16 protein-coding genes are annotated in these 13,856 nt (G+C 72.6%); 14 read left to right on the forward strand and 2 right to left on the reverse strand.

Annotated features, from left to right (window positions below; translation table 11 throughout):
- Positions 1 to 125: 125 nt before the first annotated feature.
- Entirely contained in the window at positions 126 to 644 is a 519-nt protein-coding gene (locus tag FXF68_RS15010; RefSeq protein WP_187437933.1) for a superoxide dismutase family protein, read from the forward strand.
- 37 nt (positions 645 to 681) lie between these two features.
- On the opposite strand, the gene ku is transcribed toward FXF68_RS15010, so the two are convergent.
- On the reverse strand, positions 682 to 1,584 hold the full coding sequence (ku, locus tag FXF68_RS15015) for a non-homologous end joining protein Ku (RefSeq protein WP_148759609.1): 903 nt from the start codon (positions 1,582 to 1,584) through the stop codon (positions 682 to 684).
- A 112-nt stretch (positions 1,585 to 1,696) separates the two neighbouring features.
- Here ku and ligD (FXF68_RS15020) point away from each other — a divergent pair, with 112 nt between their 5' ends.
- The 8 genes from ligD (FXF68_RS15020) to FXF68_RS15055 all read left to right on the forward strand — a co-directional run bounded on the left by ligD (FXF68_RS15020) (position 1,697) and on the right by FXF68_RS15055 (position 8,984).
- The gene (gene ligD / locus FXF68_RS15020) at positions 1,697 to 2,671 is read left to right on the forward strand and encodes a non-homologous end-joining DNA ligase (protein WP_148759610.1); all 975 of its coding nucleotides are present in this window, start codon (positions 1,697 to 1,699) and stop codon (positions 2,669 to 2,671) included.
- Between the two features lie 26 nt (positions 2,672 to 2,697).
- Complete coding sequence (ligD, locus tag FXF68_RS15025) at positions 2,698 to 3,606, forward strand: non-homologous end-joining DNA ligase (protein WP_148759611.1); 909 nt, start codon at positions 2,698 to 2,700, stop codon at positions 3,604 to 3,606.
- Positions 3,607 to 3,716: 110 nt separating this feature from the next.
- On the forward strand, positions 3,717 to 5,081 hold the full coding sequence (locus FXF68_RS15030) for a dihydrolipoyl dehydrogenase family protein (protein WP_246178704.1): 1,365 nt from the start codon (positions 3,717 to 3,719) through the stop codon (positions 5,079 to 5,081).
- On the forward strand, positions 5,081 to 5,305 hold the full coding sequence (locus FXF68_RS15035) for a hypothetical protein (RefSeq protein ID WP_148759612.1): 225 nt from the start codon (positions 5,081 to 5,083) through the stop codon (positions 5,303 to 5,305). Before FXF68_RS15030 ends, FXF68_RS15035 begins: the two co-directional genes overlap by 1 nt.
- Before the next feature lie 230 nt (positions 5,306 to 5,535).
- Entirely contained in the window at positions 5,536 to 6,162 is a 627-nt protein-coding gene (locus FXF68_RS15040) for a TetR/AcrR family transcriptional regulator (RefSeq protein ID WP_148759613.1), read from the forward strand.
- 130 nt (positions 6,163 to 6,292) lie between these two features.
- Positions 6,293 to 6,526, forward strand: coding sequence for a DUF3107 domain-containing protein (locus tag FXF68_RS15045; RefSeq protein ID WP_148351338.1), 234 nt, complete (start codon positions 6,293 to 6,295; stop codon positions 6,524 to 6,526).
- Between the two features lie 170 nt (positions 6,527 to 6,696).
- Complete coding sequence (locus tag FXF68_RS15050) at positions 6,697 to 6,990, forward strand: GlsB/YeaQ/YmgE family stress response membrane protein (RefSeq protein WP_148759614.1); 294 nt, start codon at positions 6,697 to 6,699, stop codon at positions 6,988 to 6,990.
- 383 nt (positions 6,991 to 7,373) lie between these two features.
- Positions 7,374 to 8,984 (forward strand): DEAD/DEAH box helicase, encoded by a 1,611-nt coding sequence (locus FXF68_RS15055; RefSeq protein ID WP_148759615.1) that lies wholly within the window; start codon positions 7,374 to 7,376, stop codon positions 8,982 to 8,984.
- A 142-nt stretch (positions 8,985 to 9,126) separates the two neighbouring features.
- Here FXF68_RS15055 and FXF68_RS15060 read toward each other — a convergent pair whose 3' ends face one another.
- Positions 9,127 to 9,813 (reverse strand): glycerophosphodiester phosphodiesterase, encoded by a 687-nt coding sequence (locus tag FXF68_RS15060; RefSeq protein ID WP_148759616.1) that lies wholly within the window; start codon positions 9,811 to 9,813, stop codon positions 9,127 to 9,129.
- Between the two features lie 68 nt (positions 9,814 to 9,881).
- On the opposite strand from FXF68_RS15060, the gene FXF68_RS15065 reads away from it, so the two are divergent.
- From FXF68_RS15065 to FXF68_RS15085, 5 genes are all read left to right on the forward strand, one after another.
- Positions 9,882 to 10,763, forward strand: a complete 882-nt coding sequence (locus FXF68_RS15065) for an alpha/beta fold hydrolase (RefSeq protein WP_148759617.1) — start codon at positions 9,882 to 9,884, stop codon at positions 10,761 to 10,763.
- Between the two features lie 118 nt (positions 10,764 to 10,881).
- Positions 10,882 to 11,712 (forward strand): helix-turn-helix domain-containing protein, encoded by an 831-nt coding sequence (locus tag FXF68_RS15070; RefSeq protein ID WP_148759618.1) that lies wholly within the window; start codon positions 10,882 to 10,884, stop codon positions 11,710 to 11,712.
- Between the two features lie 301 nt (positions 11,713 to 12,013).
- A complete protein-coding gene (locus tag FXF68_RS15075) occupies positions 12,014 to 12,205 on the forward strand; it encodes a DUF1059 domain-containing protein (RefSeq protein WP_148759619.1) in 192 nt (63 codons plus the stop codon).
- Between the two features lie 54 nt (positions 12,206 to 12,259).
- A complete protein-coding gene (locus FXF68_RS15080) occupies positions 12,260 to 12,901 on the forward strand; it encodes a class I SAM-dependent methyltransferase (protein WP_148759620.1) in 642 nt (213 codons plus the stop codon).
- Between the two features lie 95 nt (positions 12,902 to 12,996).
- Complete coding sequence (locus tag FXF68_RS15085; RefSeq protein WP_148759621.1) at positions 12,997 to 13,815, forward strand: alpha/beta fold hydrolase; 819 nt, start codon at positions 12,997 to 12,999, stop codon at positions 13,813 to 13,815.
- Positions 13,816 to 13,856 lie beyond the last annotated feature (41 nt).

Genomic DNA, 13,856 nt, shown 5'->3' on the forward strand with positions numbered 1-13,856 from the left:
ACCCCCGCGACGGCGCGCGGGGTGACCTCCCCGGCTCGCCGGGCATGATCGTGAGCCACCGGTCCCGGGCACCGGTGGCCGAATCACGCCCAGTCGCAAACCCCGTCGTATGGGAGAGGAACGTCATGCGCCCATCCGTGCGCGCCGCCGCCCCGCTGGCCGTCGCAGGCGCCGCCGTCATCGCGTTCGCCAACCCGGCCATGGCCCACAGCTGCCCGGACAGGATCGTCGTCAAGGGTCCGTCGTACGTGTACGACCAGGCGTACAAGGACGTCAAGACCAGGATCACCGTCACCCGGGAGGAGAACAGGACCGAGGTCCGGCTGTACGCCTCCGGCTTCCCGAAGGACGCCGTCGGCAAGACGTTCGGCGTGCACGTCCACGTCAACAAGTGCGGGCCGCTCCCCGCCGACGCCGGGCCGCACTACCAGAACCCGGACGCCAAGCCCGACGAGCCGATGCACAGCAAGGAGATCTGGCTCGACGCCACCGTGAACGAGGACGGCGTCACCAAGTCCGGGTCGATCGTGAACTGGCGGGTCGCGAAGGGCGCCGCGGGCGCGCTCGTCATCCACGCCAAGCCGACGAACCACGACACGGGCGACGCGGGAGCGCGGAACATCTGCACGACCGTCCCGTTCTAGCCCGGTCTCACTCGCGGGACGAGCCGGCGGCGGGCCGTCAGGCCGACTTGCGGCTCCGGCCCTTCGCCGGCTCCTTCTTCGTCCCCGACCCCGACGAGGCTTTGCGCGAGGCGGACTTCTTCGCCGCGCCGTCCTTGCCGGACGCGGCCTTCCCGTTCTTCTCGCCGCGGCTCTTCTTCGCCGCCTCGACGCTCGCGCGCAGCGCGCTGAGCAGGTCGGCGGCGGGCGCCTCCTCGGCCTCCTCGGCGGGACGCGCGACCTCCCGACCCTCGATCTTCGCGTCGATCACGGCCTGCAGCGCCTCGCGGTAGGCGTCCTTGTACTCGGTCGGGTCGAACTCGCCCTCCATCGACTCGATCAGCGAGGTCGCCATCGACAGCTCCTGCTTGCGGACCTCGATGTCCTCGTCCAGGAACGGGAAGTCGGCCTCGCGGACCTCGTCCGGCCAGAGCATCGTCTCCAGCACGAACACTCCGCCGCGCACCCGCAGCGTCGCGAGCGACTCCCGCTGCCGCAACGCGATCTTGACGATGGCGACCTGGCCCGAGCTCTCCAGCGCGTCCCGCAGGAGGACGTACGGCTTGGCGCCCTGGGCGTCCGGCTCCAGGTAGTACGACTTCGCGAAGTAGATCGGGTCGACCTCCTCGCGCTCGACGAACTGCAGGACGTCGATCCGGCGGCTGGTCGTCAGCGGCAGGTCGGCGAAGTCCTCGTCGGTCAGCACGACCATCTCGCCGGACGGCAGCTCGTACCCCTTCGCGATGTCGGAGTAGGACACCTCCTCGCCGTCCGCCGTGCAGACCCGCTTGTACTTGATGCGCGCCCCGTCCTCGCGGTGGACCTGGTGGAAGCTGACGTCCCTCTGCTCGGTCGCCGAATACAGCTTCACCGGTATCGTGACCAGCCCGAACGAGATGGAGCCCTTCCAAATACTGCGCATGTCCCGTCCTTACCCAGCGGGTTCTTGCCCCTAGCGTCGCAATCCCGTTCGATTTGCGCCACAGCGCGCCCTTGATCCTTTTCCGTCGGGCGGGACAGGGTAAGACGCCGGTATGACGATGCCGTGGCCCGTTGAGCCGATGATGGCCGCGACCGGAGAACTGCCCTCGGACGGAGACAGATGGGGGCTGGAGTTGAAATGGGACGGCGTCCGCGTCCTCGCGCACGTGTCCGCGGACGGCGTCCGCGCCGGCGGGCGGCGCGGCGGCGACGTCACCGGCCGCTACCCGGAGCTGTCCGCGCTGGCCGACCTCCTCCCCGACCACGACGTCCTCCTGGACGGCGAGGTCGTCGCCTTCGACGACGGACGTCCGAGCTTCGAGCGTCTCCAGCGCCGCATGCACGTGACCCACCCCGACCCCCGGCTGATCCGCGAGGTGCCCGTCAGGTACGTGGTGTTCGACGTCCTGTTCCTGGACGGCCACCTCCTCTACGACATGCCCTACGCAGAGCGCCGCGCCCTCCTCGCCGACCTCGACCTGGCGGGGACCGGACCCGTGGAGGTCCCCCCATATCTGCACGGCGGCGACACCGACCAAGTGGACGAGTTACTCGCCTTCACCCGCGAGCAACACCTGGAGGGGCTGCTCGCCAAGCGGCTCGACTCGCCCTACCGTCCAGGCCGCCGCGTCGACTTCTGGCGCAAGGTGAAGAACTTCATGACGCGCGAGGTCATCGTCTGCGGCTGGAAGCCCGGCAAGGGCCGCCGCGAGGGCGGGGTCGGGTCGCTGCTGCTCGGCGAGTACGACGTCAAGGGCCTGCTCGGCTTCGTCGGGCACGTCGGCACCGGCTTCACCGACCGGGCCCTGGACGAGCTGTACGAGACGCTCTGGCCGCTGCGCCGCCCCACCAGCCCGTACGACGAGCCCGTCCCGCGCGAGTTCGCCCGCGACGCCCAGTGGGTCGAGCCCCGGCTCGTGGGCGAGGTCGCCTACAGCGCCCGGACGCGCGACGGGCGGCTGCGCTTCCCGTCCTGGCGCGGCCTGCGCGACGACAAGGACCCCCTGGAGGTCACCAGTGAAGAGTGACCGGCACGCCCCGCACCGGAGCATCCGTGAGTTCTAAGCGAACCAGCGTCGAGGTGGACGGGCGGCGCCTGTCCCTGTCCAACCTCGACAAGGACATGTACCCCGAGTTCACCAAGGGCGAGGTCATCGACTACTACGCCCGCGTCGCCCCCGTGATGCTGCCCCACCTGAAGGACCGCGCCGCCACCCGCATCCGCTGGCCGGACGGTATCGACGGCGGCAAGTTCTTCGAGAAGAACGCGCCGTCCCACACGCCCGACTGGGTGCGGACGGCGACGATCCCGACGCCCGGCAGCTCGACCGGACGCGACACGCTCGACTTCGTCGTCGTGGACGACCTGGCCACCCTCGTCTGGTGCGCCAACCTCGCCGCGCTGGAGCTGCACGTCCCGCAGTGGAAGGTCGGGCCGCGCGGCAAGGTCCACACCCCCGACCTGATCGTCTTCGACCTGGACCCGGGCGACCCCGCCACGATCGTGGAGGCGTGCGAGGTGGCGCGGCTGCTCCGCGACCTGCTCGCCGAGGACGGCCTGGAGTCGTACCCGAAGACGAGTGGCAAGAAGGGCCTGCACCTGTACGTCCCGGTGGAGGAGCCGAAGGACGCGGAGCGGACGTCCGAGTACGCGAAGGCGGCGGCGCAGCGCCTCGCCGAGGAGCATCCGAAGCTCGTCGTCGCGAAGATGGAGAAGCGGCTCCGCAAGGGCAAGATCTTCGTCGACTGGTCGCAGAACAACCCGGCCAAGACCACCGTCGCGCCCTACTCCCTGCGCGCCGCGCGCAGCCCCTCGGTGTCGACGCCGATCACATGGGCCGAGCTGGACTCCTGCGCAGACGCCGCCGACCTGGTGTTCTCCCCGGCCGACGTCCTCGACCGCGTGGACGAGCACGGCGACCTCCTGGAACCGCTGCTGAACGGCGGGCGACCGATTCCCTAACGCGCCGCCGTCCGTGATTCACGTGCCCTATGTGGTCGAACCGGCACTCTCCGGCGCCGGATTCCGCCACCATGGTCGCCGGGGATCCACCGGGCGGAAGGAAGGGCAAGTTGGCGCGCAACCACCATTACGACGCCGTGGTGCTGGGCGGGGGGACGGCGGGCGAACTGGTGGCCGCCGGCCTCGCCCGCGCCGGACGGGACGTCGCGCTCGTCGAGAACCGCCTGGTCGGCGGCGAGTCGCCGTACTTCGCGTGCGTGCCGTCCAAGAGCCTGCTGCTGTCGGCGCGGCGCGGCGAGACCTGGGAGATGGCGCTCGCCCGGCGGGACGAGCTGACCGGCCGCCGCTCCGACGACCCCGCCGTCGCGCGGATGGCCGAGGCGGGCGTCACCGTGCTGCGAGGAGCGGGGCGCGTCGCCGCGCCGGGCCGGATCGAGGTGGACGGCGTCGAGCACGGCTTCGCCGACCTCGTCGTCTGCACCGGGAGCGAGCCCGTCGTCCCGGCGGCGGACGGGCTCGCCGACGTCCCGCTGTGGACGAGCGACGAGGCCCTGTCCGTGCCCGACCTGCCGCGCCGCCTGGTGATCCTCGGCGGCGGCCCGGTCGGCTGCGAGCTGGCGCAGGTCTACGCGGCGTTCGGGTCGCAGGTCGCGGTGGTCGAGGCGTCCGGGCGGCTGCTCACCGCGGAGGCGCCGTTCGCGGGCGAGGCGCTCGCCGACGAGCTCCGCCGGATGGGCGTCGACCTGCGGCTCGGCGCCGGTCTCGGCAACGTCGAGCGCAAGGACACCGGGCTCCGCCTCTGGCTGTCGGACGGCGGCACGCTCGACGCCGACCGCGTCCTCGTCGCGGCCGGGCGGCGCCCGCGCGTCGAGGGCCTCGGGCTGGAGCACCTCGGCGTCGCGGTCGCGCCGGGCCACGGCCTGCCGGTGGACGAGACGTGCCGGGTGCCGTCCGCGACCGGGAGCGTGTGGGCGGCGGGCGACGTCACCGGCGTCGCGCGCACCACCCACGCGGCCCGCTACCAGGCGCGGGTGGTCCTCTCCAACCTGCTCGGGCACCGCCGCGAGGCCGACTACCGCGCGATCCCCCGCGTCGTCTACACGAACCCCACCGTCTACTCGGTGGGGATCTCGCCGAGCCGGGCGGCCGAACTCGGCATAGACCTCCGCACCGCCGGGTACGACCTCGCCGCGACCGCCCGGGCGGCGGTCGGGGCGGACGAGCGCGGCCGGGTCGAGCTGTACGCCGACCGCGCCCGCGGGCTGCTGGTCGGCGCCGCCGCGGCCGGGCTCGGCGCGGAGGAGTGGATGAGCGAGATCGCCCTCGCCATCCGCGCGGAGACGCCGCTGAGCCTGCTCGCCGACGTCGTCCACGCCTTCCCGACGTACGGCGAGTCGGTGGAGGCGCCGCTGCGCGAACTGGCCGCGGCGTGCGCGGCGGCCCGCGACGAGAGCACGCGCGAGGAGGACCCGTGATGAGCGAGACCGACGACCTGGAAACGCCGTCCGACGCCGTGGAGGACGCCGCCGAGGACGTCGCGGTGGCGGAGGCGAACGAGGCCGACGCCGCCGAGCAGCGCGCCGCGCTGGACGACGACGCCCCCCGCGAATGGTCCGCGCAGTTGCCGGACGAGGCCAACGAGGCCGACGCCGCGGAGCAACTGCGCGAGGTCCGTCTCGACGAGGACGAGTACCGCTGACCCCGCGCCGGCGCGCCGTCCGGTGCGCCGGCGCATTGAAAAGAAGGTTTCCCGAAAACCGGGGCGGGGATGCCCGGAGGCCGTCCCCGGAAATACACTGACCTGCGCGAAGGAACGCCGGCGGCCGTTTGCCGTGACCGACGGAGTTACTCCCGCGTACGATGAGGTGATTGTTCCCGCGCGGCGGACGACCCCGGATCCGCCGCGACGACCGCTGATCGGAGATGGTGGTGACAGCGACCCCGGACGCACGCCCCCGCGGCACCAGGCTGCCGCGGCTGGCGCGCCGCAGGCAACTGCTCGGCGCGGCCCAGGAGGTGTTCGTCGCGCAGGGGTACCACGCCGCTGCGATGGACGAGATCGCCGAGCGCGCGGGCGTCAGCAAGCCCGTGCTCTACCAGCACTTCCCGGGCAAGCTTGAGCTGTACCTCGCGCTGCTGGACGAGCACGCCGAGGCGCTCGTGAACACCGTCCGCGAGGCGCTGGAGTCCACCACGGACAACAAGCTCCGCGTCCAGGCGAGCATAGGGGCGTTCTACGACTTCGTCGCGGGCGACGGCGAGGCGTACCGGCTGGTGTTCGAGTCCGACCTGCGCAACGTCGCGCCCGTCCGGGCCCGCGTCGACCGCGCCAACCAGCAGTGCGCCGAGATGATCGCCCAGGTCATCGCCGAGGACACCGACGCCCCGAACGACGAGGCGCACCTGCTCGGCATGGGCCTCGTCGGGATGGCCGAGGTCAGCGCCCGCTACTGGCTGTCCCAGCAGCGCGCGGTCCCGAAGGACACCGCCGAGAAGATCATCGCCCGGCTGGCCTGGCGCGGCATCTCCGGCTTCCCGCGCGCCGACGCGTCCTGACGGGTCTCACGCACAGCCGAGGTTTCACCCAGGGCCGAACCCGGCGGCGGCGCATCCGGTGATCCACATGCGACCATCGGAGACGGACCGCCGGAGGTCGGCGGGACGCGACGGACGACGGGAGCAACGCGTGCAGGTCCGCATCGGCGTGCAGAACGTTCCGAGGGAGCTCGAGGTCGACACCGGCCAGTCGGCCGACGAGGTGCAGGCCGCGCTGGCCGCCGCGCTCGCCGAGCCGAACGGCGTGCTCGTGCTCCGCGACCGCCGCGCCGGACGGGTCGTCGTCCCCGCCGCGCGGCTCGCCTACCTGGAGATCTCCGAGGACGAGCAGCGCAGCGTCGGCTTCGGCGGCCAGTACACCTGAGCCGCCGGGCACGCGATGCCGGTGCGGGTGCGGGTGAGCCGTGCCCGGGACGTCTTCGCGCCAGTAGATAACTTTTGACCTGGGCTTTGTTTGATTCCGACTGAGTGGGCACACCGATCTCCGACCACGGACCGCACCTCGCGGGCCTCGGAACACGAAGGATGATCGACATGCTCACGACGATTCTCTGGTTCATCGTCGTCGGTGCCGTCATCGGGGCTCTGGCACGGCTCCTCCTCCCCGGACGCAACCCGATCGGCATCCCGCTCACGATCCTCGCCGGGATCGTCGGCGCGATAGTCGGCGGCGTCATCGCGAACGCGCTCGGCGCGGGCGCGATCATCGCGTTCATATTCTCGGTGCTGGTCGCCGCGCTCGGTGTGGCGGTGCTCACGTCCGCGAACACGCGCGGCATCGGCGGCGGCCGGCGACACGGCCTGCGGGCCCGCCGCCGCACGTTCTGACCGTCCGGAGAAGGCGCCGACGATGCGCTGCCCGAAGGCCCCCGCCGTCCGCGGCGGGGGCCTTCGGCCATTCCCGGCGGAACCGGCGTGTCCGGATGTGGCCGCCGCGGCGGCGGCGCGGCGGGCCCGCCGCGCCGATCTTCCCGCGGCGGATAGTCCCTGGCGGGCGGGGCATGGAATAGACGAAACCGTGGAAACGTTGGGTGCGGTGAACGGCTATTGGTGTATGGAATCAACGGTCGGTACACTGCGTCGCGGAGTGTGACCGCACGCAGCCACAGCGAGTGACTGCTTTCAACCCCTGACTGCGGTCGCCGAGAGATTTTGAGCAACGGCTGGTCCCTCCCGCGCGAGCGCGCGGCCACAGGAAACGAGCGGCGGGCATGTCCCTACGCCGACGCCCTCGGTCGTGCCGCGCCGCACCCGGGAGTGGAGACCCCGCATATTGGAGGCTGAAAGCCCTGACTACCTTTCGTGAACTCGGGGTCGTCCCCGAGATAGCAGATGCCCTTGAAGCGGAGGGCATCGTCGAAGCGTTCCCCATCCAGGAGCTCGCCCTGCCGATCGCGCTGGGCGGGCACGACATCATCGGCCAGGCCCGCACCGGCACCGGCAAGACCCTCGCCTTCGGCGTGGCGCTGCTGCAGCGCAGCGAGCACGGCGGCCGCGAGCCGCGCGCGCTCGTCGTGACGCCGACCCGCGAGCTGGCCCTCCAGGTCACCGACGACCTGCTCGTGGCGGGCGGCAAGCTCGGCACGCGCGTCCTGTCCGTCTACGGCGGACGGGCCTACGAGCCGCAGATCGACGCGCTCCGCGAGGGCGTCGACGTGGTCGTCGGCACGCCGGGCCGGCTGCTCGACCTCGTCAAGCAGAAGCACCTCGACCTGTCGAAGGTCGGCGTCCTGGTGCTGGACGAGGCCGACCGCATGCTCGACCTCGGGTTCCTGCCCGACATCGAGCGGATCATCGAGCGCGTCCCGGCCAAGCGCCAGACGATGATGTTCTCGGCGACGATGCCGGGCGAGATCGTCGCGCTGTCGCGCCGGTACCTGACCAGGCCCACCAACGTGCGGGCCGAGTCGCACACCGAGTCGGAGGCGACGCCGCAGGTCGTCCAGCACGTCTTCCAGGCCCACCAGATGGACAAGCCGGAGATGCTCGCGCGCCTCCTGCAGGCCGACGGCCGCGGGCTGACGATGATCTTCTGCCAGACCAAGCGGGCCTGCGACCGGGTGGCCGCCGACCTCGCCAAGCGGGGCTTCGACGCCGCCGCCGTGCACGGCGACCTCGGGCAGAGCCAGCGGGAGCGCGCGCTGCGCGCGTTCCGCAACGGCAAGATCGGGGTCCTCGTGGCCACCGACGTGGCGGCCCGCGGCCTCGACGTCGACGACGTCACCCACGTCGTCAACTACGAGTGCCCGGACAGCGCCGACACCTACGTGCACCGCATCGGCCGGACCGGCCGCGCGGGCAAGGAGGGCGTCGCCGTCACCTTCGTCGACTGGTCCGACCTCACCCGGTGGAAGCTGATCAACGGCACGCTCGACCTGCCGTTCGCCGCCCCGGAGGAGACCTACTCCACGTCCCCGCACTTCTTCGAGTCGCTCGGCATTCCCGAGGGGACGACGGGCACGCTGCCCACGGAGCTCCGCGGCGGGCGCGCCGGGCTGGACGCCGAGGAGCTGGAGGACATCGGCGAGACCGGCAAGGTCCGCACCCACGTCCGCGACCGGGAGCGGGAGCGCGAGCGGGAACGCCCGCGGCCCCGCCGCCGCAAGCGCAACCGGGCCCGGACCCGCGCCGGCAAGCCGGTCGAGGCCGCCGCGGCGGAGGCCGAGACCGCCGCGCACAAGGCCGGCGCCCCGGCGGACGACAACGTCGTCGACGCCGTGGCCACCGAGCGCAAGCGCAGCCGGAGCCGCCGCCGCACCCGCGCCGGCAAGCCCGCGGCGCAGGCGTCCGGGACGGCCGAGGCCGAGTCCCAGACGGCCTGACCAGCACCACACGAGGTCTGACCAGCACACGGTCCGACCGGCACACAGCAAGAGAGCGCCGAACCGCGAGACCGGAGCCCCGGTCTCGCGGTTCTTCCGTCTCCGCCTCCGGCCGGGTCGGTCGTCTCTGCCCCGGTTGGGGTCAGTCCTTGCGGTCGCGGAGTTCGAGCGCGGTGCCGGGGCGGTCGGTGACGAGGACGGCGACCCTCGGGTCGCGCAGGAATCTGCGCATGACGGGCTCGGCGTTGACTGTCCAGACCATGGCGGGGATCCCGGCGCGGGCGCACTGGCGCAGCACGCCGACGCGGGCGAGCCGGTGGTTCACGGCGACCATGTCGGCGCCCGCCTTGCGGATCAGCCGCAGCGGCGCGAAGTCGTGCGCGACGCCGCGCTCCCACAGGTTGCGGCCCACCGACAGGGCCGTCCGGGCGCGCGGGAAGCTCTTCTTGATCTGCACGAGGGAGACCACCTCGCGGGTGGTGACGACGAAGTCGTCGGGCCCGAACGCGTCCATCGCGAGCTCGACCGTCTCGTGCTCGCAGCCGCGTTCCTTGAGGTCGAGGTGGCCCTGCGCGCGGCCCGCGATGATCCGCATGGCGTCGCTGACCAGCGGGACGGGACGCGGCGACAGGTCCTGCACGCGCTGGTAGGTGAGCCGCTTCAGCGCCAGGCCGCCGACCTCGGGGTCGTGGTGGACGACGAGCCGCCCGTCCCCCGTCCGGCGGATGTCGATCTCGACGTACTCGGCCCCGGACTCGACGGCCTCGGTGAGCCCCGCCAGGCCCGCCTCGTCACGGCGGTGCGCGGAGATCGCAGGCTTCGGACGCACCCTGCGACGCTACCACCGACGCTTTCTCACCAACGGTGAGCATCGCGCATTGAGTATGGTGGTCCCCCGTGAGTACGCCCCGGTTCCTGACCTTGCCCCCCGGCGTGCGCCGGACGAACGTCGAGACCCCCCGCGGCTCGTTCGCCGCCCTGGAGGCCCTCCCGGGATCCGGGGTGCCCGAACGCCGCCCGGCGCTCCTCGTCCCCGGCCTGACGGGCAGCAAGGAGGACTTCCTCGCCGTCCTGCACAGCCTCGCGGCGTCCGGCCGGCGCGTCCTCTCGATCGACATGCGCGGGCAGTACGAGTCCGCCGGGCCGGACGACGAGGCCGCCTACGGCCGCGCCGCCCTCGGCGAGGACGTCACCGCCCTGCTCGAAGCGCTCGGCCCCGACCCGGCGCACCTCGTCGGGCACTCCTTCGGCGGCCTGGTGTGCCGGGAGGCGGTGCTCGCCGACCGGGTGCGCCCCGCGTCGTTCACGCTGATGAGCTCCGGGCCGTCCGCCGTCACCGGGAAGGCCGCGACCAGGGCGCAGTCGCTGCGCGACGCGATCCCCGAGCTCGGCATGCCGACGATCTGGGAGATCGCCCTGGAGCCCGACTACTCCTCGCGCGGCGTCCCCGAGGAGATCATCGCCTTCGTCAAGGCGCGCACGCTCGGCAACTCCGAGACGGGCCTCGTCCGGATGTCCGACGAGATCCTCAGCGCGCCCGACCGGGTCGACGAGCTGGTCAAGCACTGCGCCGACACCGGGCTCCGGGTGCTCGTCCTCTACGGGGAGAACGACGACGTCTGGCTCCCGCCCGCCCAGGCCGAGATGGCCGAGCGGCTCGGCGCGTCCAAGGTCGTGATCCCCAGCGCCGCGCACTCCCCCGCCTGGGACGCCCCCGAGACCACGGCCACCGCCCTCCGCGACTTCTGGGCGCAGGCGGAGCGCACCGGGCTCGGCTGAGCCGGAGCCCGGGGTAGCGTCCAGGCCACCGAACATCCACCAGACGGACATCCGACATGTGCACGCTGGGCGACCGGAAGTGTGCGCACCGGAGCCGGATTCGGCCTAGGCTGGGCGTATGCCGGTGGATTACCGAGCCCCCAACATCAATGCCCGGAGCCTGGGGCAGCACCTGCGGAAGATCCGGGAGATCCTCGAACTGTCCTATCCGGAGGCCGCGTCCCTGCTCGGCCGCGACGCCAACTGGCTCGCCCGCGTCGAGACGGGCTTCGGCGAGGTCACGCCCGACCAGGTCGGCGAGATCCTGGACGCCTACGGCGCGCCGCCGCGGGTCCGGGACGTCCTCGTCGACCTCGCGTCCCGACCGGCCGGCCCGCCGTGGCTCGCGCGGCACGTCGGACGGCTGAAGGCCCTCGTCCGCGACATCTACACCGTCGAGTCCGAGTCCCCGATCATCCACACGTTCGGCATCGCGCGGATGCCAGAGCTCGTCCGCTGCGAGGAGTACGCCAGGCTGCTCTTCCAGCACCACGTCCCCCGGCTGGACGTCGAGGAGGAGCTCGACCTCCTCCGCAACCGGCAGCGGCACGCCCCGTCCGGCAGGCCCCGCACCCTGGACGTCATCCTCGACGGCTACATGCTGGAGCACCACGGCGGCCCCGCCGACGTCATGCGCGCCCAGTTCACGCACCTGCTCGACCTCGCCGCCGACGGACGGTCGACCGTCCGGGTCATCCCGACGGCCAACGGCGTCCACGCGGGCCTCAACGGGTCCTTCGACGTCCTGGAGTTCCCGGGCGTCACCGACCGGATCTCGCTCGTCCACACCGCGCTCGGCATCGACGCCGCCCAGGCCGACCTCTGGGACACCTGGAAGCTCCTCGAAGACGTCACCCTCTCCCCCGCCGACTCCCGAGCCCTCCTCGAAGCCCACCGCGCCGCCCTCTAGCCGATAGTGCATGCTGCACCTGGAATGGGTGCGCTTGCTGGATCGTGCGCGGGGTGGGTGGGTCCTAGCGTCTGATACAAGATCATCATCGAATCACCGACCGGTGGGTCGTCACCCTCACCGGGGCCGAACACCGGGTGCGCCGACGGTGCGACCGACCGCGCGCGGGGGCGCTCCTTTGCCCGCGTGACCGAGACTTGGCCGGGACGTGCCCCCGCCTCCCTTCCCGCTCACCTGGGGATATGTAACGCTTAACACGAAGAGGGGGAAATCTGGCGATGCGGTGCGGGGAGGAGGAACGATGCGGAAGGTCGCCGACTGCCGGGACATGCCGAGCGAGTCGGGCTGCACGCTCACCATCAGCGGCGAGGAGGACGAGGTCGTCCGCGCCGCCGCCGAGCACGCGGCCTCCGTCCACGGGCACGAGGACACGCCCGAGCTGCGCGAGATGATCCGGGGCGGACTCAAGGACGAGCACCTGGCCGCCCACTGACGCCGTCCGCCCGGGGGCATGGCCGGAACTCCATGATCGGGTTACCGTGTCGCCATGGACGCGGACGCCATGGTCCAGGAGCAGATCGCGTACTACCGGGCCCGCGCGCCCGAGTACGACAGGGAGTACGAGGAGCGCGACGACATCGCGGAACTGCGGCCGGTGTTCGAGGAGCTGCCGGTCGGCGGGGACGTGCTGGAGCTGGCCTGCGGCACCGGCCAGTGGACGGGCTCCCTCGCCGCGCGGGCCCGGTCCGTGACCGCGCTCGACGCCGCGCCCGAGGCGCTCGCCATCGCGCGGGAGCGGGCGGCGTCGCCGAACGTCGAGTTCGCGCGCGCCGACCTGTTCGAGTGGCGGCCGGAGCGGCGGTACGACACGGTCTTCTTCGCGTTCTGGCTGTCGCACGTCCCGCCCGGAAGGCTCGCGGGGTTCTGGCGGACCGTCGCGGACGCCCTGGCCCCCGGCGGCACCGCCGTGTTCCTCGACAACGGGCCGGGCGAGGCCGTGTACGAGGAGGTCCTCGACGGGGAGCCCGTGCCCGCCGTCCGGCGGACGCTGGACGACGGCAGCGTGCACCGCGTCGTGAAGGTCTTCCACGAACCGGAGCGGCTCGTCCGGGACCTCGCGGGCTGGGGCTGGACCGCGCGCGTCCGGCCGGTCGGGACGGCCTTCATCGCGGGAACCGCCGTCCGCTGAGCGGGGATGGCCGGACGACGTCCCCGGCGGGGCGATGAGTTCCGGCGGGGACGGAGGTCTGCACCTCCAAACGGCCGAAGCCTGGAGGAGACCCGATGACGTCCGTCCGTACCCTGCGCGTTCCCGGCGCCCGCCTGCACTACGAGGTGCGCGGGCGGGGGCCGCTCGTCGCGCTCGTCGGCGCGCCCATGGACGCCGCGGCGTTCGAGCCGCTGGCCGACCTGCTCGCCGCCGACCGCACCGTCCTCACGACCGACCCGCGCGGCATCGGCCGCAGCCCCGTCGACGACCCGGCGCAGGACTCGACGCCGCCGCTGCGCGCGGACGACCTGGCCCGGCTGATCGCCGAGGTGGGCGCGGGCCCGGCGACCGTCTTCGGGACGAGCGGCGGCGCCTGCACCGTGCTGGCGCTGGCCCAGTCGCACCCCGAGCGGGTCAGCACGGTGATCGCGCACGAGCCGCCGCTCGACCGGGTCCTGCCGGACGCCGAGGCGCTGCTCAAGGCCACAGACGACCTGATCGCCACCTACCTCGACGGCGACGTCATCGGGGCGTGGCGGAAGTTCATGGCGACGTCCGGCATCGACCTGCCCGACCCGGTGCTGGAGCAGATGTTCGGCGGGGAGCGCGACCCCCGGCAGGTGGCGGACGAGCGCCGCTGGTTCGCGCACGAGATGCGCGAGACCGTCCGCTGGACGCCCGACCTCGACGCGCTGCGCGCCGTCCGGGAGCGGCTGGTCGTCGGGATCGGCGAGGCGTCGGCGGGGCAGCTCTGCGACCGGGCGTCGCGGGCGCTCGCCGCGCATCTCGGGGTCGAGCCGACGCTGTTCCCGGGCGACCACGTCGGCTTCACCGACGACCCCGCCCGGTTCGCCGACCGCCTGCGGGCGCTGCTCGACCGGACGTCCGTCTAAACGGCGCGGCGGGCCACCGGGGGTGACGGGCCTCACCGGAC

It is taken from the genome of Actinomadura decatromicini (assembly GCF_008121305.1).
Classification (GTDB): Bacteria; Actinomycetota; Actinomycetes; order Streptosporangiales; family Streptosporangiaceae; genus Spirillospora; species Spirillospora syzygii.